Source organism: Enterococcus sp. AZ141, from assembly GCF_051714385.1.
Lineage (GTDB): Bacteria > Bacillota > Bacilli > Lactobacillales > Enterococcaceae > Enterococcus_D > Enterococcus_D entomosocium.
This window is the reverse complement of sequence record NZ_JBIORT010000001.1, coordinates 713,580-740,212: the sequence shown is the minus strand read 5'-3', so window position 1 is coordinate 740,212 and position 26,633 is coordinate 713,580. Positions and strand designations below refer to the sequence as shown.

Below are 26,633 nucleotides of genomic sequence, written 5' to 3'. Positions count from 1 at the left end.
ACTCAAGCTGTGATTGAGCAGGCAAATGCCGACTCAATCACAGCTTGAGTTTACGAATGGATCAGCTGAAGGAGGTATTCACCAAACGCTTGTGTCGTTAAACAGACGGCTTCGGGCATCAACTGTGCGAAGTCGGCAGTGACGTGCTGACTTTGCAAGGCTTGTTCAATGGCTTGCGTCAGTATTGCAGCAGCTTCCGGCCAGTTCAAATGTTCTAATAGCATGCACGCCGATAGCAACAGGGAACAAGGATTGGCTTTGCCAAGTCCCGCGATATCCGGTGCTGTTCCGTGGGTAGCTTCAAAGATGGCTGCCCCAGTATCGTAGTTGATATTGGCGCCGGGGGCGATCCCGATGCCGCCAACTTGTGCAGCGAGTGCATCAGAAATGTAGTCGCCGTTCAAATTACAAGTGGCAATGACATCGAATTTTTCTGGATACAAAAGGATCTGCTGTAAAAAGTTGTCGGCGATCACATCGTTAACAACGATCTTTCCAGCCGTTTTTGCCGAGGCAAGGGCGGCTTCGGCTGCCTTTGAACCATTTTCTGCTTTGATTTTGTTGTATTGATTCATTGTAAAACACTGGTCGGCGTACGTGGTTTCTGCAAGCTGATAGCCCCAGTTTTTAAATCCGCCTTCTGTAAATTTCATGATATTGCCTTTATGCACCAGTGTCACCGTGGGCCGCTTTTGAGTAATCGCATACTCAATGGCAGCAGCGATCAAGCGCTGACTGCCTTCTAAAGAGATCGGCTTGATGCCAATAGCGGCAGTTTTAGGAAAACGAATCGCCTTGACGGCAAAGTCTGCTTGCAGTGTCTGGATCAAACGCTGTGTTGCGTCGTCGTCTTTGGCAAATTCGATGCCAGCATAAACATCTTCAGTATTTTCTCGAAAGATCACCATATCGGTTTTTTCTGGCTGTTTTAAAGGCGAAGGGACCCCTGTAAAATAGCGAACAGGTCTGACACAGGCATAAAGATCCAGGGTCTGCCGTAAGGTGACATTCAAGGAGCGAAAGCCCTCGCCAATCGGGGTAGTCAACGGTCCTTTCAAGGCGTATTGCTGGGCCTTGATCGTATCGATGGTTGCTTGCGGTAGCCATTCCCCTGTCTGTTCAAAGGCGGCTTCTCCAGCTAAAACTTCCAGCCACTCGATGTGGCGCTGATTGTCATAAGCTTTATTCACAGCTGCATCAATCACAGGTTGCGCAGCCTGCCAAATCTCGGCACCGATGCCGTCTCCTGCAATGTAAGGAATGGTGATCGTCGTTGCTTCATGGGTTGTTTGGTTAGACATGGGCAGCTCCTCCTAATTCCGCTTTTTTTCGAATGACCATTGGCAAAATTCCTTGATGCTTCCAATAGCGAATATCTGCAGGGGCATCAAAGCGTAGACGGGTCATAAAGGAGACAGTCCCTCCGTCGGTCCGTTGCGCAGTGAATTCGACCAGCTGCTTGACCGCTGGCTCTTCTGGCAAAGCAATCGAGAATGTTTCGCTGCCATCTAAAGCAAAAGAGGCGGCACTTTCACCAGCCAGATATTCAAGAGGAATGATCCCCATCATGACCAAGTTGCTGCGATGGATCCGTTCGAAGCTTTCTGCTAAAACGACTTTAACGCCTAACAATTGTGTTCCTTTGGCGGCCCAGTCGCGAGAAGAACCCATGCCATAATCTTTACCGGCTAAAATGATACAGCTTTGGCCGGCTTTTTGGTAATTCATAGCGGCATCAAATATCGACAAGGTTTCCCCAGTTGGAAAATAATGCGTGACACTGCCAGTACTGCCAGGAACCAGCTGGTTTTGCAGACGGATGTTGCCGAAAGTCCCCCGCATCATAATCTGATGATTGCCGCGCCGCGAACCAAAGGAATTGAATTCACGATATGGAACTTCTTTTTCTTGTAAAAATTTTCCAGCTGCTGAATCCATACTGATGCTGCCGGCAGGAGAAATATGGTCAGTGGTGACGGAATCACCCAATTTTGCCAAGACTTTCAGATCGGCTAAGACATCTGGTTTAGGCAATTCTTTGGTCAATGTTTCAAAGTAGGGCGGATGAGCAATGTAAGTAGATTGTTCCTCCCATTCATAACATGCGCTCGTGGTGGTTTCGATCGCATTCCAGCGTTCATTGGCATCAAAAAGATGCTCATAGGCAGCGCGAAATGCTTCTGGTCCGACGTATTCTTGAACGTAAGCATTGACTTCTTCATTGCTAGGCCAAATATCAGACAAATACACCGGCTCGTCATTGACGATAGCTAATGGTTCTTTTGTAAGATCTTTGCGAGTGCTGCCAGCGATCGCATAGGCAACAACTAACGGCGGCGAAGCCAAATAATTGGCTTTGATCTGTGGATGGATTCTTCCTTCAAAATTCCGATTGCCTGACAGAACCGACGCCACCAGTAGATTTTCCGCCTCAATTGCTTCAGCGACCGGCGCTTCTAAAGGACCGGAATTTCCGATACAGGTGGTACAACCGTAGCCCACTAAATAAAAGCCGAGTTGCTCTAAATACGGCAGCAGACCACTGTTTTGCAAATAGGTGGTCACGATCTGGGAACCAGGTGCAAGGGAGGTTTTGACCGTACGAGGGACGGTCAAACCTTTTTCAATGGCTTTTTTGGCCAATAAGCCTGCAGAGAGCATGACGAAAGGATTGCTAGTATTCGTACAGCTAGTGATCGCCGCCAAAACGATATCGCCGGTCTCTAATTTGTCTGCTGCAGCATCTGGCCAAGTAACGCTGGCTTCTTTTTGCCATTCATCCTCCGAAAGTCCAAAGCCCTTGGGACCAACGGCTGCTGTGACTGATTGTTCAAAATCCTGACGGACTGCTGGAAGCAAAATCCGATCTTGCGGGCGTTTGGGGCCCGCTAATGCCGGCTGAACTTCTGCTAGATCAATGGTGATCGCCTTAGTATAGGTCGGCACGGTCGTTTCATCATAAAAGAAATGGTTGGCTTTGGCGTAAGCGGTAACGAGTTCGATCAGCTCGCTGGAGCGCCCGGTCGTTGCCAAGTAGTTCAAGGTCTCTTGGTCGATCGGACAAAAACCGCAAGTGGCACCATATTCAGGGGCCATGTTCGCTAATGTCGCCCGATCGGCTAAGCTCAAATGACCATAGCCCGGGCCAAAGTATTCGACAAATTTTCCAACCACTTTTTCGATCCGCAGCACTTCGGTTACTTTTAGTGCTAAATCGGTTGCTGTGGTACCTGCAGGCATCTCGTTGATAAATTTCACCCCGATGACTTCAGGTGTAGGAAAGAAAGAAGGTTCGCCAAGAATCGCAGCTTCCGCTTCAATACCGCCAACCCCCCAACCGAGGACCCCCAAACCGTTGATCATCGTGGTGTGAGAATCGGTTCCTTGCAATGTATCAGGAAACAGCAGACGTTGGTCTTCGTGTGTTTTTTGCAAGATCACATCAGACAATGATTCGATGTTGACTTGATGAATGATCCCTGTTTCAGGCGGAACGACTTCGAAATTGTCGAAAGAACCTTGTGCCCATTTCAAGAATTGATAGCGTTCTGCGTTGCGTTCAAATTCCCGCTCCGTATTAAAAGCGATCGCCCCAGGCGTACCGGCTTGATCGACTTGCACAGAGTGGTCGACGACGAGTGTGACGGGGATCTCAGGATTGATGTCTTCTGCGGCACCGCCTAAAGCGACCATCGCATCCCGCATGGCAGCCAGATCAACAACTGCAGGCACCCCAGTAAAGTCTTGCAAGACGACCCGCTCTGGTTTGAATGGCACGACACCGGTAGGGCTTTCTGCCTGCCAATTCGCTAAAAATGGTAAATAATCCTCTGTAATTTCCTCGTCCTGATGACGAGCAACACTTTCCAATAAAACTCGAATGGAGTAGGGCAAGCGAGATAAATCAGCCCCTAAGTCTTGGGTGATTTTCGCTAAGTCAATATACGTGTATTGCGTGTCATTGACGGTGAGTTGAGTTTGCCACTTCATAAGAATCCTCCTTTTTACGAAGATAATCGTACTTATTAGGAATAATTATACGTTGATAATTTAAAAAATCAATTAAATTTATGAAAAATATTTCATTTTCTAAACATCGTGCTATAATGTGTGAAAGTTTGTTAAAAAGCAACGATTTTATAGGATGACTATTTTAACGATGTTTGTATACGGTTAAATAACATTATAGTCGATAGTTTGTAGAAAGATTGGAGGTAACATCACCGTGGAAAGATTAGAAAAGAAAGAGAAATTGTCCTATCTTGCATCGCAATGTCAGAAATACAATTTGATAGATATGAATCTTTATTCAGAATATGATGTAAAGCGTGGACTGAGGGATTTAAATGGCACGGGGGTCTTAGCAGGTCTTACGACGATCTCCACCATTTATCCAGAAAAAATCATTGCCGGCAAGCCAGTTGAAGCTTGTGGCGAGCTGCGTTATCGCGGAATTGACATCAATGAGTTAGTAGCAGGGTTCGTCAATGAAAAACGTTTTGGCTTTGAAGAAATTGCATATTTATTACTTTTCGGCGAACTGCCAAACAAAACAGAACTTGCGGCATTTCATTGCCTATTAGCAGAAAAACGTACTTTGCCGACCAATTTTGTTCGTGACGTCATTATGAAAGCACCTTCTTCTGATATCATGAATAGTTTATCTCGCAGTATCTTGACACTGGCAAGTTATGATCCGCAAGCAGATGACATCAGCATTGAAAATGTGTTGGAACAAAGTCTGATGCTGATCAGTGTCTTTCCACTCTTGGCAATCTACGGCTATCATGCCTACAATCATTACAATCAAGGGGAGAGCATGTACATCCACCGCCCGACCGAAGAGTTGAGTACAGCTGAAACGATTTTGACTATGCTGCGTCCAACGAAAGAATATAGCTTCCAAGAAGCCCAAACATTGGATATGGCACTTGTTTTGCATATGGAACATGGCGGCGGGAATAATTCGACCTTTACGACACGAGTCGTTACCTCCAGTGGGACGGATACCTATTCAACGATTGCTGCAGCGCTAGGTTCTTTGAAAGGGCCTAAACACGGTGGTGCTAATATCAAAGTGACAGAAATGATGGGAGATTTGAAGCGCAACGTTGCTGATATTACCGATGAACAGGCGATCCGCAGCTATTTGGAAGCAGTCTTAGATAAAGAAGCGTTTGACCGTAAAGGATTGATTTATGGCATGGGCCACGCGGTATACAGCGACAACGACCCCCGTGCGGCAATCTTTAAAAATTATGTAGCCAAACTGGCACAAGAAAAAGGATCAGAAGCTTGGCAAGAATATCAATTGTATACGATGGTCGAACGTATTGCTCCTCAAGTCATCAATGAAAAGCGCAAAATCTACAAAGGAGTCAGTGCCAATATCGACTTTTTCAGCGGGTTTGTTTATAACATGTTGGATCTGCCAGAAGAACTGTATACACCAATGTTTGCTATCGCGCGGATCGTCGGCTGGTCCGCCCATCGGATCGAAGAGCTGGTCAACGCACAAAAAATCATGCGCCCCGCCTATAAAGAAGTGTCAAATGATCGCGAATATATCGATATAGAGTCAAGATAGATCAAAACAGCAGGGAGGACGCTCGCTGCTGTTTTTGTTTTGGACATTTGAAAAGATGGTATTGAGCTGTTTTTGCGTATTTTTACTAGAGAGCAAATGAATGACTTGGATCATTCATTCGTTAGAAAAATCAAGTATTTCTCCTTTTTCATATAGGAATGCAAAAATTGATTACAAAGTTTCTTGCATTTTTTGTATGATAGAGGGAGGAATAAAGGAGGAAAGTTCACGAATGAAAATAAAGAAATGGATGGCAATTGCCATTATTACCAGTCAATTTTCAACATTGCTGCCAGTATCAGCGGCTGCGGCTGTTTTAACGAGCGAGTCTACTGCTGGTCAAAATACAGCTGAGTCAACGGTTCCGGGAGTGAACGGGCCAACAATGGGCTTGGTCCCTGAAGATGCCGCAACGGTACCAGGAGAAAACGGCGAAGTAGTTCCAGGAGAGTCAACACCTGTTCCTGAACAGCCAACACCAGAACCATTGCCAGAACCGGAACCAACCCCGACGCCAGAACCAACACCAGAAGAACCGGTACCAAATCCTGATCCAGAGCCGAATCCAGAGCCAGAACCAACACCTGAGCCGGCGCCAGAACCAGAAGAGCCAGCACCAAACCCAGAACCAGAGACAACACCAAATCCAGAGCAAGAATCAACACCAAGCCAGCCTTCGCCTGACATCAAAGAAGTACCGAACGTACCAGAGTTGACGGTAACGCCGCCGCAAGAAGATGAGCCAGCAAAATTTGAAGTCACGCCAGTCAAAGAAACGTGGGACTTTATTATGGAGATTGGAGAAGATGCTCGTAAAGTTGGACAAGAAGAAGATCTTTACGCATCGGTCATGATTGCACAAGCGATTTTAGAGTCTGGTAGCGGAAGAAGTCGTCTGAGCCAGGAGCCTTTTTATAACCTATTTGGTATTAAGGGACTTTATGAAGGGAATGGGATTTCCTTCCAAACGCAAGAAGACGATGGTTCCGGTAATTTATACACAGTTCATGCCACGTTTCGCCAATATGACAGTATCGAATCTTCTTTGAAAGATTATGCGAAATTGTTGAAAGAAGGATTGGACCACAATCCGAATTTTTATAAAGGTGTTTGGAAATCAGAAACGGAGTCTTATGAAGATGCCACGGAATATCTGACCGGGCGTTATGCATCAGATACACAATACAATGAGAAGCTAAATGCGCTGATCGAAGCATATGCTCTGACGAGTTATGACAAAGAGAAACCAGAATTACCGACAGGCAGCGAACAGATGATCTATCCTGTCAGCAATCCAGTTGTCTCTTCTGTCTTTGGTCCACGAGGCAATGGGTTTCATCGTGGAGTGGACTTCGCCGCCCCGCAAGGAACGCCGATCATGGCTAGTCTTTCAGGAACGGTGATCCGCTCAGAATATCATTCTTCATGGGGGAATTATGTTGCTATCGAGCACAAAGATGGGCTGACGACATTGTATGCGCACAATCATCGCAATTTAGTGGAAGTCGGTCAAACGGTCGAACAAGGCGAAGTGATTGCTTCCATGGGAAGTACGGGGAACAGTACAGGTCCTCACTTGCATTTTGAAGTTAGTCTTTCACCTAGTTTAGCCCGGCATCAACTGATTGATCCATTAGATGCCTTGTCAAAATAACAAAGAATAAAAGAGAGCAGTATAGCTGCTTTCTTTTTTTTGTCAAGAAAAACGAATCATTTCAGGGAAATTATGCTTTGAGATTTTTTTAGCGCATTCATTTTATTTTGCACGATAAATTTATTCCGAAAACAAGTGTTTTTCTTTGTAAAAAAAACAAAAAGAATTTATGCTAGAAAGGTAGGGAAAAAAATTCCCAAGAGGAATGTCCACTTTAGACAAGGTCGTGTATGCGACTTTGCGATGTCTCTAGTATCCTTTCTTATTTAACCAAGGAGTGTGAAAAATGACTGACGATCAGCAAACAACGAATGTGTCTAATGAAGCAGCGCAAGCAAGTCCACTGTCCTTTGAAGAAAAAGTCATTGAAACAATTGTTGGTGTCGCTTTGCAGTCAATTGATGGCTTGATTAGTGTAAATGGCAGATTTCTTTCAGATATGACCGAAAACCTTGAAGAACAGCCGCAAGTCGCTTCTGGAATCGATGTGGAAGTTGGCAAAGAAGAGGTTGCAGTTGATTTGGAAGTAATCGTGGCTTACGGCAAAGATATCCCTAAACTCTTTGCGCAAGTCCAAGAAGTGGTTTTAGAAGAAATCAGTCGCTTGACTTCTTTAAAAGTTAAAGAGATCAATATTCGAATCGCCGATATCGTCAAACAGGAAACGATCGATCAAATCGAAGGTTGAGCACCACGCAAAAAATCGAAATACATCAAAGAGAAAGGAAGAATAAACAAATGATATCACTATATACAACACCCAGCTGTACGTCATGTCGTAAAGCCCGTGCATGGTTGACCGAAAATGAACTGCCATTTAAAGAGAGAAACATTTTTAGCGATCCATTAAATAGTGATGAACTAATGGAGATTCTTTCTTTAACAAAAAATGGAACGGAAGACATTATATCTACTCGTTCGAAAGTGTACCAAAAGTTAGACATCGATTTAGAAGAGTTGAAGCTAGAAGAGCTGCTTTCATTGATCGAACAATACCCGAACTTATTGAAACGGCCAATTATCTTAGATGAGAACAAGCTCCAAGTGGGGTACAATGAAGAAGACATTCGTAAATTCGTGCCACGAAACTTACGAAAGATCATTTTCAAACGACGCCAAACAGAGCTGCTCATGTTTAATTATCGCCAAAAGCAAGAAGAAGGCGAATCTGTTGCGAACTTTATCTAATAATAGGAACAAAACCGGCAAATGAATACAGCGATGTATCATTGTCGGTTTTTTTGGTATTTTTTCAAGGGTCTTCTTAAGAGGATCAGTAAATCCGTTGATTCCACAAAAAAACACGATTCCAAAAAGGAATCGTGTCGGTTGAAATCTTAAAGTTTTTGGTTGTAGAATTCAACGACTAGTGCTTCGTCAACTTCTGCAGACAATTCATCACGCTCAGGTAAACGAGTTAATGAACCTTCTAATTTTTCGCTATCAAAGCTTACAAATGACGCGCGGCCAGCTGTTGCTTCAACTGCTTCTTTGATTGTTGAGATGTTTTGTGATTTTTCACGAACGCTGATGACTTGTCCAACTTCAACGTGGTATGAAGGGATATCAACGCGTTTGCCATCAACTAAAACGTGACCGTGGTTTACTAATTGACGTGCTTGACGACGAGTAGTTGCTAAACCTAGACGGTAAACAACGTTATCTAAACGTTGTTCTAGCAAGATCATGAAGTTAACACCGTGTTTACCTTCTTTGATTTTGCTTGCTTTGATAAACAATGTACGGAATTGACGTTCGTTCATGCCATACATATGACGCAATTTTTGTTTTTCAGTTAATTGCATGCCGTATTCTGATTTTTTGCCACGGCTGTTTGGTCCGTGTTGTCCTGGAGCGTAAGGGCGACGTGCCAATTCTTTTCCAGTTTCTGATAAAGAAATTCCTAAACGACGAGAAATTTTCCATGATGGTCCTGTATAACGAGACATAATTTAGTTCCTCCAATAAAATAGTTTGGAGTAAAATAATCCGTTGAAAAACTCACATTCGTGCAGTTCGTTCTTCAATCTTCACCTTTGCAGCCGCGGTTACGCAATTGCACCCGAGGGGCAACGAACTGGTGACGAGCTGTTATTTTCCTGCTGCATTATTTTACACAAGGAATAGTATACGACAAACTAGGGGCAAAAGTCAAGATGGAGCTGGCTTTGGATTTGATGAAAACAAATCTTGAAATTTTTCATTAATTACTTATATTTTCAAATATCTCTTTACAAAACAGCTTTTCGTCATTAGAATATGAAAGTATTGTGCAAATGATAACGAAGTGAAATTATTCATAAAAGGAGTAGAAAAAATGAATCCAGTATCCCCATTATTTGAGAAGATCGATTCTTCCATAGAAAAGAAAATCGATCTGATCAAGAGTAGTTATTTGCGTTACGCTGTACGTGCGATGATGGCTTGTTTATTCTTGACCCTCGGAACAGCTATTGCTTTTGCGATCGCTATGAAAGGTGAATCGATGGTTCACGGGTTAGGGAAAATTCTATATGCATTTATGTTTAGCTGGTCTTTAGTCATGATTCTTTATATGAACGCAGAATTAGGAACATCAAATATGTTGTATATGACTGTTGGGGTTTACCGTAAACGTCTAAGTATTCCTTTGGCATTGAAAATTTTGCTTACGTGTGTCTTGTTCAACTTGATCGGCGGGGTGATCTTCGGCTCAATCGTTGCACTGACAGGTCCTTTTCAAGGGCTGACCGCAGACAACTTTATGCTGACCTCGATCACTGCGAAATTAGAAAAATCGACCATCCAAATTTTAGTAGAAGCGATGTTCGCCAATATCGTTGTAAACACAGCTGTGCTAGTAAGCATGCGGATGAAAGACGATGCCGGAAAAGTTGCAGCAATCATTTTCATCATCTTCATCTTTGCTTTCTTAGGATTCGAACACGTTATTGCTAACTTCCCAGCGTTTACCTTAGCTTTCTGGGCTTCAGGCGGACACTTGGCAGGTATGACTGTCGGCAGTGTGATCCATAATTTAGTTTTTGCCTTTATCGGTAACTATATCGGCGGTGGCTTGGTCATGGGGCTGGGCTATGCATGGTTGAACAACTCAAAATCGACCTATGTCGATTAATTAGAACCTACCAAAAGAAGCAGCGATGCTTCTTTTTTTTTCTTTTCTCTAACATTTCTCCAGGAAGAAGCCATCATCCCTTAACGGAGCGTTGAAATCAGCGCCTATTTATGTTAAGAATAAGTATGTACGGTTTTTCTTGCTGTTTTTTGTAAAAATGACCGCAACCAAGACCAAAATCTTAGTTACTTCTTAATAGAAAGCGAGCCTTAACCTTTTATGAATCGGAAATTCTTTGCCTTTGATATTGATGGAACCTTGCTTGACTCGAACAAACAGCCACTAGACAGTACGCTAAAAGCCCTTGATCTTTTACGAGATGCTGGCCATTTCGTGACCGTTGCCACTGGACGCAGTCGTTTCCACGCTCAAGATATTATTCGTTCGTTGTCCTTTGATAATTACATTTTATGTAATGGCGCAGCTGCTTTTCTTTCGCATCAGCAGGTGTATAAAAACTTACTCGATGAAACGCAATTGGCTGCTTTCGTGGCAGAAGCCCAAGAGCTTGGGATCGACACGGCATTTGTCGGGATGGATACAGCGAAACGAGCGTCTTCTTTGGATATTGCTAAAATGGAAGCAGCGATGCATTCTTTTGGTGCCCAACTTCCTGAGTTGGACATGGATTTTCCCGAAGAAAAAGAAGTCTATCAAGCATTGGCTTTTTACGGAAAAGAGTATGAGCATTTCTTTGACGAGAAATATAGCAAACTGCGTTTTGTGCGTTGGCATGAAAACAGTGTGGATGTCGTTCCAAAAGAAGGCTCCAAAGCAGCAACGATCCTGTGCGTCGCGGAACAATTAGGGATAGCGCAAGAAGATGTGATCTGTTTTGGTGATGGCCAAAATGATCGTGAAATGCTGACTGCCGCAGGTGTCGGTGTGGCAATGGGCAATGCGGTCCCTGAGATCCAACAAGTCGCAGATATGGTGACCGCTAGCAATGATGAAGATGGCATCTGGTTAGCCTTGAAAGAATTACAACTGATTTAAAAAGGAATCCTTTAGACATAGCACAGTCGGTTTACGGCATCTGTGCTATGTTTTTTTGTTTTTTCTCGGTCGCAAAGAAAATAAATTGGTACAATAGAAAAAAGGGGGAATGCAGCAAATGAAAATCGCATTGATTGCTCATGATCGAAAAAAAGATGTAATGGTAAAATTAGTGACTGCCTATCGAGAAATTTTAGCGCAGCATGAACTTTTCGCAACAGGAACTACGGGGAAGAGGATCGAAGAAGCAACCCAGTTGCCTGTCCACCGCTACAAATCAGGGCCGCTGGGAGGAGATCAGCAAATTGGCGCCATGATTTCGCAAGATGACTTGGACATGGTGATCTTTTTGCGCGATCCTTTAGCCGCACAACCCCATGAACCAGATGTAACGGCATTGATTCGCTTGTCAGACGTGTACGAGATTCCTTTAGCTACCAATATGGGAACGGCAGAAATCTTGTTGCGGGGGTTAGCAGCTGGCTTTGCTGATTTTCGACAAGTGATCCACGAAACGGACAATCGTCCCTTGTCGTTATAAAGATAGTAGAAGAATTGAAGAAAAAGGACGTGCAGAATTGAAAGCAATCTTAAAGGATTTTTTGACCTATGCAAAAATGAATACTCGCTCGGATGCGACGAGTCAGACCATCCCAACGACGCCGGGACAAGTTGAGTTGGCTCTTTTATTGAAAGATCAGTTGATCGAGATGGGGTTAGCGGATGTTGCTTACTATGAAAAGAATAGTTTTGTGATCGGACGTCTACCTGGTAATCCTGAAAAAACGGCGATTGGCTTTATTGCCCATGTAGACACGGCAGATTTCGAAGCTGAAAATATTCAGCCGCAGATCCATGAAAATTACGATGGCAAGGATGTTTGTTTAAATAAAGAAAAAGCCATTTATATGACAACTGCTGAATTTCCTAATCTCAAAGACTATGTCGGCGAAACGCTGATCACAACGGATGGAACGACCCTGCTGGGTGCAGATGATAAAGCTGGTATCGCAGAGATCATTGACGCGCTGCGGATCTTACAAACGATGGATGCGCATAAACGTGGCGATGTCTGGGTCGCTTTTGGGCCTGACGAAGAGATCGGGACTGGCGCTGATCGCTTTGATGCGGCGGATTTTCCAGTGGCATTTGCTTACACGATGGACAGTGGTCGTGTGGGGCATATGGAATATGAAACCTTTAATGCTGCTCGTATTGATATAACGATTGATGGTACGAGTGTGCATCCTGGAACTGCTTACGGTCGTTTGGTCAACGCCTTGAAAATCGCGCATCAAATCGACGATGCCTTACCAGCAGAGGAAGTTCCTGAACGCACCCGCGGGTATGAAGGTTTTTACCTACTGCACAATTTGACGGGACATATTGGTCGAGCAGAAGTTTCTTATATCATTCGTGATCACGATCATATGCTTTTTGAACAGCGAAAAGCTAACATCGTGGGGATCATTGACGAATTGAACACAGCCTATGGGCAAGAACGCATCACCTATACGCTGTATGACCAATATTACAATATGGGGGATTTGATCAAGAAAGATCCCCGCAGTATCGAAGCTGCCCGAGCAGGGATGCAAGCGATTGGTGTGACACCGATCGAAGCGCCGTTTCGTGGCGGGACCGATGGCTCGAAAATCACCTATAAAGGCATTCCAACACCGAACTTATTTGTTGGCGGTGAAAACTTCCATGGCCAGTATGAATTTATTACCATGGAAGCGATGGAAAAAGCCCGTGATTTGATCGTGGCGATCGTGGAACATGTCGGGAAAGAAGACACTACCGTTTCCTAGAGAACGCGGCAACACGCTAGACTAAAGCGAAAAAGTCTAGCGTGTTTTTTTGTTTTGCTGCAAGGAAGAACAGCAAGTGAAAGAACCTTTTTTTTCTGGACCAAAACCCTTATAATAGAAAAGAAGCTAAAAGAGAAGAGGAAAAATGTGTGCGGGTATTATTCATTGGAGATGTAGTTGGTTCATTAGGAAGAGAAACAATCACGGAGTACCTTCCCAAATTAAAGAAGGCGTATCGACCACAGGTGACGATCGCGAACGGCGAGAATGCGGCGGCGGGTCGTGGGATCACTGGTAAAATTTATAAGAAATTTTTGCAAGATGGTGTCGATGTCGTGACATTAGGCAATCATACATGGGACAACCGTGACATTTTTGAATTTATTGGCGATGCGAAGAAAATGATTCGTCCAGCCAATTTTCCAGAGGGAACACCGGGGGTCGGCATGGTGTTTGTGAAAGTCAACACCATTGAGTTGGCGGTGATCAACATGCAAGCTCGCTCGTTCATGGTAGACCTTGATGATCCGTTTCGCAAAATGGATGAATTGGTTGCGATTGCCCGCAATCGTACACCGTTTATCTTTGTGGATTTTCATGGGGAGACTACTAGCGAAAAACAAGCGATGGGCTGGTATTTGGATGGCCGAGTTTCGGCAGTCGTCGGCACGCATACCCACGTACAGACCAACGATGCGCGGATTTTGCCCCAAGGAACGGCTTATTTGTCAGATGTCGGCATGACTGGTCCTTATGATGGGATTTTGGGAATGAAACGCGAACCAGTCATTGAAAAATTTTTGACGGCGTTGCCGCAACGGTTTGAAGTGATTGAAAAAGGCCGCAGTATTTTGTCGGCTTGCTTGCTTGAGATTGATGAAGCCACTGGTAAAGCAAAATCGATCCGTCCGATCCAAATCAGTGAAGATCGCCCGTTTACAGAATAGGAGAAGCATGGAAGAGCAATTAACCAAAGAATCAAACGTTGCCCAAGAGTTGGCTGCTTTGCAAAAGCTTTTGTCTAATCATCCGATCGTTCAAGAATTTCAAGAAATTCAAGTACGAGCCTTGCAAAACCAAGGGCTACTGGAGTTGGAAGAAGCGCTGAAGCAAGCGCAAAAAGAAATCGTTCAATTTGAGCATTATGAGAAACCCGAAGCAAAAAAAGCTGCGGAGCAGCGTTATGCGTCATTGACAAACGAATACGAGCAGCACCCCTTAGTGGTTGCTTATCGCCAAGCGTTACTGCAAGCAGATGAATTGCTGCAATATGTCACGACGGAGATCCAAAAGAAAATGAATAAAGCCATCGAGGAGGATGAAACCAATGCCTCAAAAAACTAAAAATACCCCGATGATGGAACAGTATTTAAGCATCAAGGCTCAGTACCAAGATGCTTTTTTATTCTATCGTTTAGGGGATTTCTATGAATTATTTAATGAGGATGCTGTCAAGGCAGCACAAATTTTAGAACTGACGTTAACCAGCCGCAACAAAAATGCGGAGGAACCGATCCCTATGTGTGGGGTGCCTTACCACGCCGCCAGCAATTACATCGACACTTTGATCGAGCAAGGCTACAAAGTAGCGATTTGTGAGCAAGTGGAAGACCCAAAAACCACCAAAGGAATGGTCAAACGCGAAGTCGTTCAACTGATCACGCCGGGAACGGTGATGGACAGTAAAGGCCTATCCGCCAAAGAAAACAACTTTTTAACAGCTGTTTTGCAGCAAGGGGAGCGTTTTGGCTTTGCCTATGTCGATCTAAGTACCGGTGAATTAAAAGCAGCGCAATTGGAAGATGAAGAAGCCGTCGTCAATGAGGCCGCCGCTCTGCAAACGAAAGAAGTCGTTTTGTGCAGCGAGATTCCTGAATCATTGCAAACGATGCTGACCAATCGCTTGAATGTCGTGTTTTCTAAGCAAGAAACGTTGGAAGAAAATGCCGAATTTCAATTTTTAACGGAACCTCTCTCCCAAGGGTTAGAAAAAGTAGTCACAGGGAAATTGCTAAGTTATTTGGCGATCACCCAAAAACGCAGTTTAGCCCACATTCAGCAAGCCGTGGAATATCAGCCGGATCATGCCTTGAAAATGGATCATTATTCCAAATTCAACTTAGAATTGACGCAGTCGATTCGAACCGGAAAAAAACAAGGGACTCTTTTGTGGTTGCTGGACGAGACAAAGACCGCAATGGGGGGACGTTTGTTAAAGCAATGGTTGGATCGTCCCTTGATCCAGCCAAAGAAAATCACTGCCCGCCAAGAAATGGTCCAATCGTTACTGGACAGTTTCTTTGAGCGAGCAGATCTGCAAGAAGCGTTGACGAAAGTCTATGACATGGAACGCCTAGTCGGACGGGTCGCCTTCGGAAATGTCAATGGCCGCGATTTGCTGCAGTTGAAATCTTCTTTGGAGCAAGTGCCTTTGATCGCGCAATTGCTGCAGGGAATCAACCGTGGCGAGTGGAATGACTTGCTGCTGGAATTAACGCCCTTAGATGATTTGGTTGCACTGATCGAAGCGGCGATCGATGAAGATGCCCCGTTGCAGATCACAGAAGGCAACATCATCAAAGACGGGTTCCATCAACAATTAGATGAATACCGTACGGCGATGCGTAACGGCAAGCAATGGTTGGCGGAATTAGAAGCCAACGAACGTCAAGCGACGGGGGTCAAAAACCTGAAAGTTGGGTTCAACCGCGTCTTTGGCTATTACATTGAGATCACGAAAGCCAATCTAGTGAATTTAGATACCTCTCGCTACGAGCGCAAGCAAACCTTAGCCAATGCGGAACGCTTTATTTCACCCGAGTTGAAAAAACTGGAGACTTTGATTTTAGAAGCCGAAGAAAAATCGGTGGATTTGGAATATCGCCTCTTTCTTGACGTTCGTGAAGAAGTGAAAAAGAGTATCACACGTCTACAAAAGTTAGCCAAAGCCGTCAGTGCGGTCGATGTCTTACAAAGTTTCGCCACGGTTTCGGAACGCTACCAATACGTGCGGCCGACAGTAGCGAAAAAACGAGCAGTATCGATCATCGATGGCCGTCATCCTGTAGTGGAAAAAGTCCTTGGTCACCAAGAGTACATTCCAAATAGTATCGTGATGGATGAAGAAACAGAGATCCTGTTGATCACAGGACCAAATATGTCTGGGAAAAGTACGTACATGCGGCAGTTTGCCTTGCTAGTCATTATGGCGCAGATCGGCTGTTTCGTACCGGCACAATCTGCAGAGATGCCGATTTTTGATCGGATCTTTACTCGCATCGGTGCCAGCGATGACCTGATCGCCGGTCAAAGTACGTTTATGGTAGAGATGATGGAAGCCAACCAAGCGCTGCGTCATGCAACGCCTAACAGCTTGATTTTGTTTGATGAGTTAGGGCGCGGGACTGCGACCTATGATGGGATGGCATTGGCACAAGCCATCATTGAATATATCCACAAAGAAGTTCATGCCAAAACACTTTTCTCTACCCATTATCATGAGCTGACGGTTTTAGATGAGGAATTGGCACACTTACGCAATGTCCATGTCGGTGCCGTTGAAAAAGAAGGCGAAGTTGTCTTTTTGCATAAGATGATGGAAGGACCCGCAGATAAAAGCTATGGGATCCATGTAGCCAAAATCGCTGGACTGCCAAGTGCACTCTTACAGCGCGCAGCGACGATCCTGAAAGCGCTGGAAGAACATGAACCGACGGTACAGCCAAAACCAGTCGTCGAAGAAAGTCAGCAGTTGTCGTTGTTTAGTGAAGTATCTACGGAAGAAATCGGCGTCATCGATCAATTGAAGAAATTGAATCTGTTGGAAATGACCCCGATGGATGCTCTGAATACATTGTACGAGCTGCAAAAACGAATTTAGAAAGAAGGTCAGCAGATGGGAAAGATCCAAGAGCTATCCGAACGTCTGGCGAACCAAATCGCGGCAGGAGAAGTTGTTGAGCGACCGGCTTCTGTCGTCAAAGAATTAGTTGAAAATGCCGTGGATGCCGGCAGTACCCAAATCGATATTTTTATTGAAGAAGCAGGCTTGCGTAAAATCCAAGTCATCGATAATGGCGAAGGAATTGCAGAAGAGGATGTCTTGACTGCCTTTAAACGCCACGCCACCAGTAAAATCCACAATCGAGATGACTTGTTTCGAATACGTACCCTCGGGTTTCGCGGGGAAGCTTTGCCTAGTATCGCTTCGGTTTCGATCCTCTCGATTGAAACGGCAGTCAAAGGTGCCCAACAAGGCTCCTTTGTGCGCTTAAAAGGCGGCGCTGTTGAAGAGCATCTGCCTGCCAACTTGCGACAAGGAACCAAGATCACTGTCGAAAACCTCTTTTACAATACACCGGCACGTTTGAAATATGTCAAGACGCTGCAAACGGAACTTGCGAACATCGGCGATATCGTCAATCGGATCGCCCTGAGCCATCCAGAAGTGGCTTTTCGCCTCGTTCATGAAGGCAATAAGATGTTGAGCACCACTGGAAGTGGGCAGTTAAAACAAACCATCGCCGGGATCTACGGAGTGGAAACGGCCAAAAAAATGATTGCAATCGATACTGAGGATCTCGACTTTAAAGTCACTGGCTTTGTGTCACTGCCAGAAGTTACCCGAGCCAGCCGCAACTATTTATCCACGATCATCAATGGTCGTTATATTCGCAACTTCGCTTTGAATAAAGCGATCGTTGCTGGTTACGGATCAAAATTGATGGTCGGTCGTTTTCCATTAGCTGTCCTTGAAATCAAAATGGACCCCTTATTAGTCGATGTCAACGTTCATCCGACTAAGCAAGAAGTTCGCTTGTCAAAAGAAGAAGAACTGACCAAGCTAATCAGTAAAGCCATCAATGAGGCGCTGCGGGAAATCAATTTGATTCCTAACGCCGCTGATAATCTGCGGTTTAAGAAAAAAGTTGCCGATCAGCCAAAAGCCCAGCAGCTTGGCTTGGAACTGGAGTCAGCAGGAAATTCGACTTCTGGGTTGTCTTATAATCGCGAAACCGGGAAATTTGAGGTTCAGGGCAGTACTTATCAACAGACTGTGGATAACTCTGTGGAAAAACCTGTGGAGGAAGGTGGAAAACTTCCAGAAATGCGACAGGAATCTAGCGAAAACCTGTTGGAAGAAACTGAGGAAACCTTTCGCAGTTTGGAAAAGACGCTGCCAAATAAGCCTGTCCGAAAACCATTTGTGGAAGACCAGATGGAAACAAAAGCGCCGCTGCCAGAAGCGCCAGCCTTTCTCCCAGATGAGACACCAGAGCTTACGGCGCAAGATCTGCAAAGTCAAGCGACTCTGCACCCTGAAATGCATGGGGATGACCGCAACTACCTGAAAACGGTCGAACGGTTGCTGGAAGAAGAACCAGCGAAGGAGCGTTTTCCCCAACTGGATTATTTTGGGCAGATGCATGGGACCTATTTGTTTGCCCAAAGCGAGGCGGGGCTCTATATCGTCGACCAGCATGCGGCACAGGAACGAATCAAATATGAGTATTACCGCGAAAAAATCGGCGAAGTGACCAATGACCTGCAAGAGTTGTTAGTGCCGATCGTTTTGGATTATCCCAACAGCGATGCACTGCAATTACAAGAACAAAGCGACAAGCTGGCAGAAGTCGGGATCCATCTGGAATCTTTTGGGACCAATAGTTTCATCGTCCGGGCGCACCCGACGTGGTATCCTAGCGGTGAAGAAGAAGCCATCATCCGCGAAATGATCGATATGTTATTGACCACAGGAAGTGTCAGTGTCAAAAAGTTTCGTGAAGCAACCGCGATCATGATGAGCTGCAAACGATCCATCAAAGCCAATCATTATTTGAATGAAGCACAAGCCCGGATCTTGTTGCAAGATTTAGCGAAATGCGAGAATCCCTTCAACTGTCCCCATGGTCGCCCGGTGCTGATCCATTTCACCAACAGCGACATGGAGCGGATGTTCAAACGGATTCAAGATCCTCATCGAGCAAGGAGTGGCATGGAATGATTATTTTGGCTTCACAGTCGCCGCGACGCAAAGAATTATTAGCGGAGTTAGTCCCGGAATTTGCGGTCATACCAGCGGATATCGACGAGTCGGTCCGACCAAACGAAGCGGCGATCCCTTATGTCCAACGGATGGCAGCAGAAAAAGCGGCGGCTATTACGCAAGCATATCCTGAAGATCTGGTGATCGCGAGCGATACCACGGTCGTGGTGGATGAAGAAATCTTAGGAAAGCCAGCCGACCGTGAAGATGCTCGGTCGATGTTACGAAAAATGAACGGACGGACCCATTGGGTGCATACCGCCGTCGTTTTACAAAAAGGCAAACAACAGCGCCAAGCAGTGGTTTCGGCGGAAGTTGTGTTTCGTCCTTTGACGGATCAAGAGATCGACCAATATCTTGTCTTAGATGAGTACCAAGACAAAGCGGGCGCCTATGGGATCCAAGGGGCGGCCAAAGTATTTGTCTCATCGATAAACGGCGATTTTTATACAATTGTAGGGTTTCCTGTCACTACGGTCTATCAGTTGTTGCAAGAGTTTATGGAGGAGGAATAAGGATGGATGTTTCTGGTAGTTGTCTTTGCGGCAAAGTCACGATTGACTTGACTGGAGTTTCGAAAGAAATCACGGTTTGTCATTGTAGTCTCTGCCAGAAATTTCACGGCGGACCGATGTTTGCTCTTGCGCCATGTTCTGAGAACCAGATGGCTCTTCAAGGAGCGAAGTGGCTGCGACGTTATGATTCTTCTAAGTGGGCACAGCGAGGATTTTGCAGTCAATGCGGCTCGAGTCTGTTCTTTTACCTCAAAGAAGCACACACCTATTTTTTTGCGGCCGGGTTATTTGGCAACTTGCCAGAAGCTGTCTTAACCGAAGAAATCTATACAAAAGACCAACCGCAGTTTTACCATTTTGCGGAACCAACGACTCGTTGGGAAAAGCTGCAAAACCCTTAAATAATTTGAGCAAGTCATTTTACATTCGCTAAGAAAAAAGGCATGATAGAGCATACAGGATGAGTCTAGAGGGAAAGCAGGTGAAAAAATGACAGATAAAAAAGAATTAAAAGAAAAATTGTCACCGATCGAATATGCGGTGACCCAAGAAAATGCAACTGAACGCCCCTTTACTGGCGAGTATGATGATTTTTATGAAAAAGGGATCTATGTTGATATCGTCAACGGAGAACCATTGTTTGCTTCTACTGATAAATATGACGCCGGTTGTGGCTGGCCTTCCTTTTCGAAGCCGATCAGTCGCCAAGATATTCAAGAAAAAGCCGATTTTTCTCACGGTATGCATCGGGTAGAAGTCCGCAGCAAAGAAGCTGACTCTCATTTAGGACATGTTTTTTCAGACGGTCCTCAAGACAAAGGCGGTTTGCGCTATTGTATCAACTCGGCAGCATTGAAGTTCATCCCTTTAGCAGAAATGGATGAAAAAGGCTATGGCGAATTCAAATCACTCGTTGAGTAAGTATTAGGAACTGTGTGCGAAAAAAAAGATGCAGCAGCATGTCTCGTTTGAAAAAATGCGACTGAAACAACGGTTTTTCCTCCGTTTGTTTCCTGCTAAGCCTTTTCCTTCGTTCACAGTCCTTTTTTTGCCCTCTCGTCTGTGCTACAATAAAGGGAACATATGTACAGAAAGGAAAGCACATGTACGAATATATCATAGGGAAAGTAACGGATATCTTTCCGGCGTATATCGTCGTTGAGACCCATGGCATCGGCTATCAGATCGCTTTTGGCAATCCGTATTCATTTAGCGGCAAGTTAAACCAAGAAGTAAAAATCTATCTGCACCAAGTGATTCGTGAAGATGCCCATAGTCTCTACGGCTTTGCCACGATCGAAGGCAAGCAGTTGTTTTTAAAATTGATCAGTGTCTCAGGCATTGGACCCAAGAGTGCGTTAGCAATTATGGCCAATGAAGACCATACAGGGTTGATCACAGCAGTCGAAAATGGGGACGTCAACTATTTGACTAAGTTCCCAGGTGTCGGTAAAAAGACGGCGCAGCAAATGATCCTAGACTTGAAAGGCAAAGTGGCTGAACTGGTTGGAGAAGAAGCGATCGTTCCTCTAAGCGTGGCAACGACTGCTTTAGATGAAGCGATGGAAGCCTTGAAAGCATTGGGTTATAGCGAAAAAGAAGTCAAGAAAGCCGAAAAACAATTAGCGGCGAATACGACAAAATCGACGGATGAGTACTTGCGGGAAGCTCTCCGATTGATGATGAAAAAGTAAGGAGCAAGTAGACGATGGATGAACGAATTGTTTCGCCAGAAAGTACTGAACAAGAAGAGATCATCGAAAAATCCTTGCGTCCGCAAACCCTTGCCCAATATATCGGACAAGACAAAGTCAAGCAGGAGCTTTCGATTTATATCCAAGCGGCGAAAAATCGAGAAGAAGCGTTGGATCATGTCCTCTTATATGGTCCGCCAGGCTTAGGGAAAACGACGATGGCAATGGTGATCGCCAACGAGATGCAGGTCCAAATCAAGACGACCAGCGGTCCTGCAATCGAAAAACCAGGGGATTTGATTGCGATCTTGAATGAGCTGCAGCCAGGGGATGTTCTGTTTATCGATGAGATCCATCGCTTGCCTCGTGTCGCCGAAGAAATGCTTTATTCGGCAATGGAAGATTTTTATGTGGATATCATGGTGGGGCAAGGGACAACGGCTCACCCAGTACATTTTCCGCTTCCGCCATTTACCTTAGTCGGCGCAACGACGCGGGCGGGGATGCTCTCGGCGCCATTACGGGATCGCTTCGGGATCATTTCTCATATGCAATATTATGAAGACCATGATTTAAAAGAGATCGTGCAGCGGACTGCGTCGATCTTTGAAACGGATATCGTGGAAGAAGGGGCGATCGAAATCGCCCGTCGGTCACGAGGCACCCCGCGGATCGCCAACCGTTTGCTTAAACGAGTTCGCGATTATGCGCAAGTGCAAGCAGATGGATTGATCGATCGCACCGTTGCTGACCAGGCATTGGCGCTTTTGGCAGTCGATCATGCTGGCTTGGATTATATCGATCAGAAATTGATCCGCACGATGATCGAATTGTATCAAGGCGGCCCGGTGGGATTAAGTACGATCGCTGTCAATATCGGGGAAGAAACCGAAACAGTGGAAGATATGTACGAACCGTTTTTGATCCAAAAAGGATTTTTGAAACGCACCTCGCGTGGGCGGATCGCAACACCGTTAGCGTATGACCATTTTGGCTATCCCCAAAGAAGTGAATAGAACGAAGCAGCAATCAACGATGATTGCTGCTTTTTGTGCTTTTGGTGAAACGTTTCTTTTTGTTTTTTAATAATTTCTGAGAATCAATCGATGTTGAAAAAATACATTATTTGTGAAATTTGATTAAACGGAAGTGTTTGGAAAAATGATTTCTTATGAAAATGTTGATATAATAGCTTTTGTGTTTGTGAGGAGCTCAACGAAATTTGTGAAAAAAGAAAACCTGAAAAAAATAATTGGAAAGGCTTGCATTTTCGAATGGCAGCGGATATAATCTTTTTGTAGAAACGTTTCACCAAAGTGTGGAGATATACGTAGTGTTGCGAGGATAGAAAGAAGGAGATTTTGTGTATGAGTAAACTGCAAAAGTTTTATAGTCAACGGCAGCTTCACTGGATGGTTTTTCCCGGCGTGGCATTTATGATCGTATTTAATTATATTCCGATCTACGGAATTATAATCGCTTTCAAAAACTATACGGTGATTGACACGATTTCATCAGCACCATGGGTTGGGTTAGAGAATTTCCGTATCATTATGAATGACAGTTTTTTCTGGGAAGCGGTTAGAAATACGTTAGCCATCAGCTTATTGAAATTAGGATTAGGTTTTGCGATCCCGATTGTGTTAGCCATTATGATTTTTGAAATGCAAGATGGGCGCTTGAAGAAATTTATTCAAACGGTTTCATACATTCCCCATTTTTTCTCATGGATCGTGCTAGGTGGGATGATGATCTCTTGGCTGTCCACGAACGGCTTTATCAACCAAGTGTTGATGTCCGTAGGATTGATGGACAAAGGGGTCAATCATCTATTGGATCCAAGCAAATATTGGTGGATCGCGGTCCTTTCTGATCTATGGAAAGAAGTCGGCTGGGGAACGATTCTTTACTTGGCAGGTATGTCGCGGATCGATCCAACGTTTTATGAAGCCGCACGAATCGATGGTGCCAGCAAGCTAAGACAGATTCGTTCGATCACATTGCCATTACTGACACCGATCATCTCCTTAAACTTGATTCTGAATGTGAGCGGTATCTTAGGGTCAAACCTAGATCAAACATTAGTTTTGATGAATTCACAGAACCAAAACCGTTCAGAAGTTATCAACTCCTTTGTTTATAAAATGGGGTTGACGCAAGGTGATTTCTCTTATGCAACTGCTGTCGGCTTGGGGATCGCGGTCATTTCCGTCATCTTATTGGTGATCACGGATCGAGTGACCCGCAAGTTGAACAACGGCAATTCAGTTATCTTATAGGAGGAAAAAACATGATCAAAAGAAAAGCAAAAGAAAACACGTGGTTTTACTTCTTCAATACCGTGATCTTGATTTTATTCTCGTTAATGATCATTGTACCGATTTGGAATATCTTGGTTTCCTCCGTGTCTTCTAGTTCTGGATTAGCGGGCAACGGCCTCGTGTTATGGCCCAAAGGCTTTACCTGGGAAAACTATCGGAAAGTTTTTTCCGACGCAAGTATCCCCCGTGCCTTCTTGATCTCAGTGTTAAAAACGGTTCTTGGGGCTGCAACCCATACCTTGTTTTGTGCGATCGTGGCTTACGGATTGAGTAAATCACGCTTGGTTGGCCGCAACATTTATACAACGATGGGGGTCATCACCATGTACTTCAGTGGTGGGATGATTCCAACGTACTTGCTGATTCGCTCGCTAGGATTACTGGATTCTTTCTGGGTCTACATTATTCCAGCTTTGTTCAGCTATTATGATGTCGTGATTTTAATGAACTTTTTCCGTGAGATTCCGCCTTCACTCGAAGAATCGGCGAAGATCGACGGTGCAAGTGAATTCCAAATCTTTTATAAAATCTTCTTACCATTAACGAAACCGGCATTGGCAACCATCATCTTGTTCAACGGGGTTGGCCAATGGAACGATTTTATGACAACAAAACTGTATATCACAAAAGAGTATCTTTATCCGCTGCAAATGAAGATTTATGAAATCATCGTCCAATCCAACTTGAGTACGATGACTGAAAGCGGTAGTACCGACTTTATCGTCCAAGCAACGACCCGTGGGGTTCAGTTGGCTACGATCGTCATCACGACAGTGCCAATTTTAATTATATATCCATTGCTTCAAAAACACTTTATCGGCGGTATGATGGCCGGTGCAGTAAAAGAATAGAAAGAGGGATAGACATGAAAAAAGTAGTAGGCGGTTTATTGGCAGCATCAGCATTACTTAGCTTAGCAGCATGTGGCGGCAGCTCAGACAATGCCAGCAGTTCGGATTTTTCTATCAAAGATCGGTATGAGTTAGATGAAAAGACACCAGCATGGAAACTCGATACCAAAGAAGAACCAACCAAGATCACATGGTACATCAATTCAGACTGGACAGCTTTGCCATTTGGTGAAGATGTGACGACAGCCCAAATCAAAAAAGATTTGAACATTGATATTGAATTTATTTCAGGTGATGATTCGAAATTAAATGCTTTGATTTCAAGTGGTGATATGCCTGATATCGTGACGTTGATGGATAAAACCAGTCAAGCAGCCACAAAAGCTGATAGCTGGGCATACTCATTAAACGATTTAGCGGAACAATACGATCCGTATTTGATGAATGTCGTGACCGAAGATACCTTCAAATGGTTTGCTTTAGATGATGGCAAAACTTATGGCTATCCAAACTATTCCAACACAGCAGCGGACTACGAAAGCGGCAATATTCCCGTCAACGATAACTTTGTGATCCGTGAAGATGTCTATGAAGCATTGGGCAAACCAGATGTTTCGACTCCAGAAAACTATGTGAAAGTCATGAAAGAAATCAGCGAGAAATTCCCTGATTTGACACCAATGGGCTTCACAACGATCGGCGAAACAGCAGGACCATTCTTAGATAAATTGCAAGACTTCTTAGGTGTTCCGTTAGAAGATGAAGATGGTGCTTTCTACGATCGTAACTTAGATGAAGAATATATCTCATGGTTGAAAACCTTTAATCAAGTGTATCGTGACGGCAACATCAGTGATGACAGCTTTACCGATGACGGTCCAACCTATGATGAAAAAGTAAAACAAGGGGACTATGCAACGATCTTAGTCGCAGGAACGAGCGGACAAGGTGGGAACTTCACCGAATTCATGAAAAACTCTGACACACGCTACATCGCAATCGACGGACCTGCCAGCACTTCTGGTCGTGAAGCAACCTTGAACCAAACAGGAATCTCTGGCTGGTTGATCAACTACATCACAAAAGATGCGGCGGATCCAGCAAAAGTAACCCAACTCTTCACGTACTTGATCGATGAACCAGGACAAATTTTGACAAAATTCGGTGTTGAAGGCGTGACGTATGAATACAACGATGAAGGCAAAATCGATTACTTGCCAGAAATCAAAGAAATGGAACAAACCGACAACGAAGGCTACAACAAAAAATATGGTATCAGCCGTTTCAACTACTTTAACAACGACCGTGTCAATGCACTGAAAGTCAAAACCGAAAATGCGTTGACCCAAATGCAAGAATGGGGCGAAGGCAAATTGTATCCACACTTTGTGATCGAAAATACGGATCCAGATGCCGGAACTGCTGAAGCACGTTCAAACACAGCGATCAAAACCAAAATCAACAGTACGATCATCTCATTGATTCGTTCAAAAGATGAAGGAACATTTGACAGCACACTAACCGACTTTGAAGGCTTCTTAGATTCAAACAACTGGGATGCAATCAAAGACATTAAAACTGAAAAAATGGCCGAAAACCGCGAACGACTAAAATAACCCCCATAGGAGAGGAAAGGAAGCCAAAAAAAAGACCTTTCCTCTCCTTTGCTTTGAAACACAGGTTTTGCGCGCACTTTGCGCAAAATCTGATGTTTCAAAGTACTAGGCGACCGCAGGGAGCGTAGTGACCATACAAAGAATCACTGCGATTGGCTCGCGTAGTGAGACATGCAAGCTGCACTTAGTGTGTTTTACTTAGTGCAACTGTAGGCGAAGCGAAAGCGGAGACGAGCAGATGATGAAAAGTACTAGGCGACTGCAGGGAGCGTAGTGTCCATACAAAGAAGCACTGCGATTGGCTCACGCAGTGAGACCTGCAACCCAGAAACCCGTACGTTGAGAAACGACCCAAAATCACAAGAAGGCAAGAAACAGGTTTACGCAGCACCCGCAGCACAAATCAGCAAGTTTTGATTGGAGG

The 26,633-nt window shown here is 44.6% G+C and carries 24 protein-coding genes; 21 read left to right on the top strand and 3 right to left on the bottom strand.

The window, feature by feature from the left end; genetic code table 11:
- Nucleotides 1-50: 50 nt before the first annotated feature.
- Complete coding sequence (gene icd, locus IGI89_RS03375; protein ID WP_016611475.1) at nt 51-1,301, bottom strand: NADP-dependent isocitrate dehydrogenase; 1,251 nt, start codon at nt 1,299-1,301, stop codon at nt 51-53.
- A complete protein-coding gene (gene acnA / locus IGI89_RS03370) occupies nt 1,294-3,990 on the bottom strand; it encodes an aconitate hydratase AcnA (RefSeq protein ID WP_438735335.1) in 2,697 nt (898 codons plus the stop codon). Before acnA ends, icd begins: the two co-directional genes overlap by 8 nt.
- A 235-nt stretch (nt 3,991-4,225) precedes the next feature.
- On the opposite strand from acnA, the gene IGI89_RS03365 reads away from it, so the two are divergent.
- The 4 genes from IGI89_RS03365 (at nt 4,226) to spx (ending at nt 8,429) form a co-directional block, all read left to right on the top strand.
- Nucleotides 4,226-5,587: a citrate/2-methylcitrate synthase gene (locus IGI89_RS03365; RefSeq protein ID WP_016611474.1), complete on the top strand. Its 1,362-nt coding sequence runs from the start codon at nt 4,226-4,228 to the stop codon at nt 5,585-5,587.
- Nucleotides 5,588-5,819: 232 nt separating this feature from the next.
- Nucleotides 5,820-7,241 carry a peptidoglycan DD-metalloendopeptidase family protein gene (locus tag IGI89_RS03360; protein WP_438735334.1) on the top strand — a complete coding sequence of 474 codons (1,422 nt, stop codon included), beginning with the start codon at nt 5,820-5,822 and terminating at the stop codon, nt 7,239-7,241.
- Nucleotides 7,242-7,527: 286 nt separating this feature from the next.
- Nucleotides 7,528-7,929, top strand: a complete 402-nt coding sequence (locus tag IGI89_RS03355; protein WP_005227156.1) for an Asp23/Gls24 family envelope stress response protein — start codon at nt 7,528-7,530, stop codon at nt 7,927-7,929.
- Between the two features lie 50 nt (nt 7,930-7,979).
- On the top strand, nt 7,980-8,429 hold the full coding sequence (gene spx / locus IGI89_RS03350) for a transcriptional regulator Spx (protein ID WP_008376310.1): 450 nt from the start codon (nt 7,980-7,982) through the stop codon (nt 8,427-8,429).
- A gap of 149 nt (nt 8,430-8,578) precedes the next feature.
- On the opposite strand, the gene rpsD is transcribed toward spx, so the two are convergent.
- Complete coding sequence (gene rpsD, locus IGI89_RS03345) at nt 8,579-9,190, bottom strand: 30S ribosomal protein S4 (RefSeq protein ID WP_005227158.1); 612 nt, start codon at nt 9,188-9,190, stop codon at nt 8,579-8,581.
- Between the two features lie 368 nt (nt 9,191-9,558).
- Here rpsD and IGI89_RS03340 point away from each other — a divergent pair, with 368 nt between their 5' ends.
- The 17 genes from IGI89_RS03340 (at nt 9,559) to IGI89_RS03260 (ending at nt 26,626) form a co-directional block, all read left to right on the top strand.
- Nucleotides 9,559-10,356, top strand: coding sequence for a formate/nitrite transporter family protein (locus IGI89_RS03340; protein ID WP_005227159.1), 798 nt, complete (start codon nt 9,559-9,561; stop codon nt 10,354-10,356).
- A 219-nt stretch (nt 10,357-10,575) separates the two neighbouring features.
- Nucleotides 10,576-11,352: a Cof-type HAD-IIB family hydrolase gene (locus IGI89_RS03335; protein ID WP_005227160.1), complete on the top strand. Its 777-nt coding sequence runs from the start codon at nt 10,576-10,578 to the stop codon at nt 11,350-11,352.
- A gap of 118 nt (nt 11,353-11,470) precedes the next feature.
- A complete protein-coding gene (locus tag IGI89_RS03330) occupies nt 11,471-11,893 on the top strand; it encodes a methylglyoxal synthase (protein ID WP_008376307.1) in 423 nt (140 codons plus the stop codon).
- Between the two features lie 37 nt (nt 11,894-11,930).
- Nucleotides 11,931-13,166, top strand: a complete 1,236-nt coding sequence (gene pepT, locus IGI89_RS03325; RefSeq protein WP_438735333.1) for a peptidase T — start codon at nt 11,931-11,933, stop codon at nt 13,164-13,166.
- A 149-nt stretch (nt 13,167-13,315) separates the two neighbouring features.
- Nucleotides 13,316-14,113, top strand: a complete 798-nt coding sequence (locus IGI89_RS03320) for a TIGR00282 family metallophosphoesterase (protein ID WP_144330784.1) — start codon at nt 13,316-13,318, stop codon at nt 14,111-14,113.
- A gap of 7 nt (nt 14,114-14,120) precedes the next feature.
- Nucleotides 14,121-14,510: a YlbF family regulator gene (locus IGI89_RS03315; RefSeq protein ID WP_008376299.1), complete on the top strand. Its 390-nt coding sequence runs from the start codon at nt 14,121-14,123 to the stop codon at nt 14,508-14,510.
- Nucleotides 14,494-17,046, top strand: coding sequence for a DNA mismatch repair protein MutS (mutS, locus tag IGI89_RS03310; protein ID WP_008376296.1), 2,553 nt, complete (start codon nt 14,494-14,496; stop codon nt 17,044-17,046). Before IGI89_RS03315 ends, mutS begins: the two co-directional genes overlap by 17 nt.
- 15 nt (nt 17,047-17,061) lie before the next feature.
- Nucleotides 17,062-19,170 (top strand): DNA mismatch repair endonuclease MutL, encoded by a 2,109-nt coding sequence (mutL, locus tag IGI89_RS03305; RefSeq protein WP_438735332.1) that lies wholly within the window; start codon nt 17,062-17,064, stop codon nt 19,168-19,170.
- On the top strand, nt 19,167-19,727 hold the full coding sequence (locus tag IGI89_RS03300) for a Maf family protein (protein ID WP_016619623.1): 561 nt from the start codon (nt 19,167-19,169) through the stop codon (nt 19,725-19,727). Before mutL ends, IGI89_RS03300 begins: the two co-directional genes overlap by 4 nt.
- Before the next feature lie 2 nt (nt 19,728-19,729).
- Nucleotides 19,730-20,128, top strand: a complete 399-nt coding sequence (locus IGI89_RS03295; RefSeq protein WP_008376290.1) for a GFA family protein — start codon at nt 19,730-19,732, stop codon at nt 20,126-20,128.
- An 88-nt stretch (nt 20,129-20,216) separates the two neighbouring features.
- A complete protein-coding gene (msrB, locus tag IGI89_RS03290) occupies nt 20,217-20,648 on the top strand; it encodes a peptide-methionine (R)-S-oxide reductase MsrB (RefSeq protein ID WP_008376288.1) in 432 nt (143 codons plus the stop codon).
- Between the two features lie 182 nt (nt 20,649-20,830).
- Entirely contained in the window at nt 20,831-21,421 is a 591-nt protein-coding gene (gene ruvA, locus IGI89_RS03285) for a Holliday junction branch migration protein RuvA (protein WP_005232405.1), read from the top strand.
- A gap of 14 nt (nt 21,422-21,435) precedes the next feature.
- Entirely contained in the window at nt 21,436-22,437 is a 1,002-nt protein-coding gene (gene ruvB, locus IGI89_RS03280) for a Holliday junction branch migration DNA helicase RuvB (RefSeq protein WP_005227171.1), read from the top strand.
- Nucleotides 22,438-22,788: 351 nt separating this feature from the next.
- Complete coding sequence (locus IGI89_RS03275) at nt 22,789-23,700, top strand: ABC transporter permease (RefSeq protein WP_005232388.1); 912 nt, start codon at nt 22,789-22,791, stop codon at nt 23,698-23,700.
- A gap of 11 nt (nt 23,701-23,711) precedes the next feature.
- On the top strand, nt 23,712-24,593 hold the full coding sequence (locus IGI89_RS03270; protein WP_005227173.1) for a carbohydrate ABC transporter permease: 882 nt from the start codon (nt 23,712-23,714) through the stop codon (nt 24,591-24,593).
- 14 nt (nt 24,594-24,607) lie between these two features.
- Nucleotides 24,608-26,209, top strand: coding sequence for a hypothetical protein (locus tag IGI89_RS03265; protein ID WP_061053659.1), 1,602 nt, complete (start codon nt 24,608-24,610; stop codon nt 26,207-26,209).
- A 273-nt stretch (nt 26,210-26,482) separates the two neighbouring features.
- Nucleotides 26,483-26,626 (top strand): hypothetical protein, encoded by a 144-nt coding sequence (locus IGI89_RS03260; RefSeq protein ID WP_172634707.1) that lies wholly within the window; start codon nt 26,483-26,485, stop codon nt 26,624-26,626.
- The last annotated feature ends 7 nt before the right edge of the window (nt 26,627-26,633 follow it).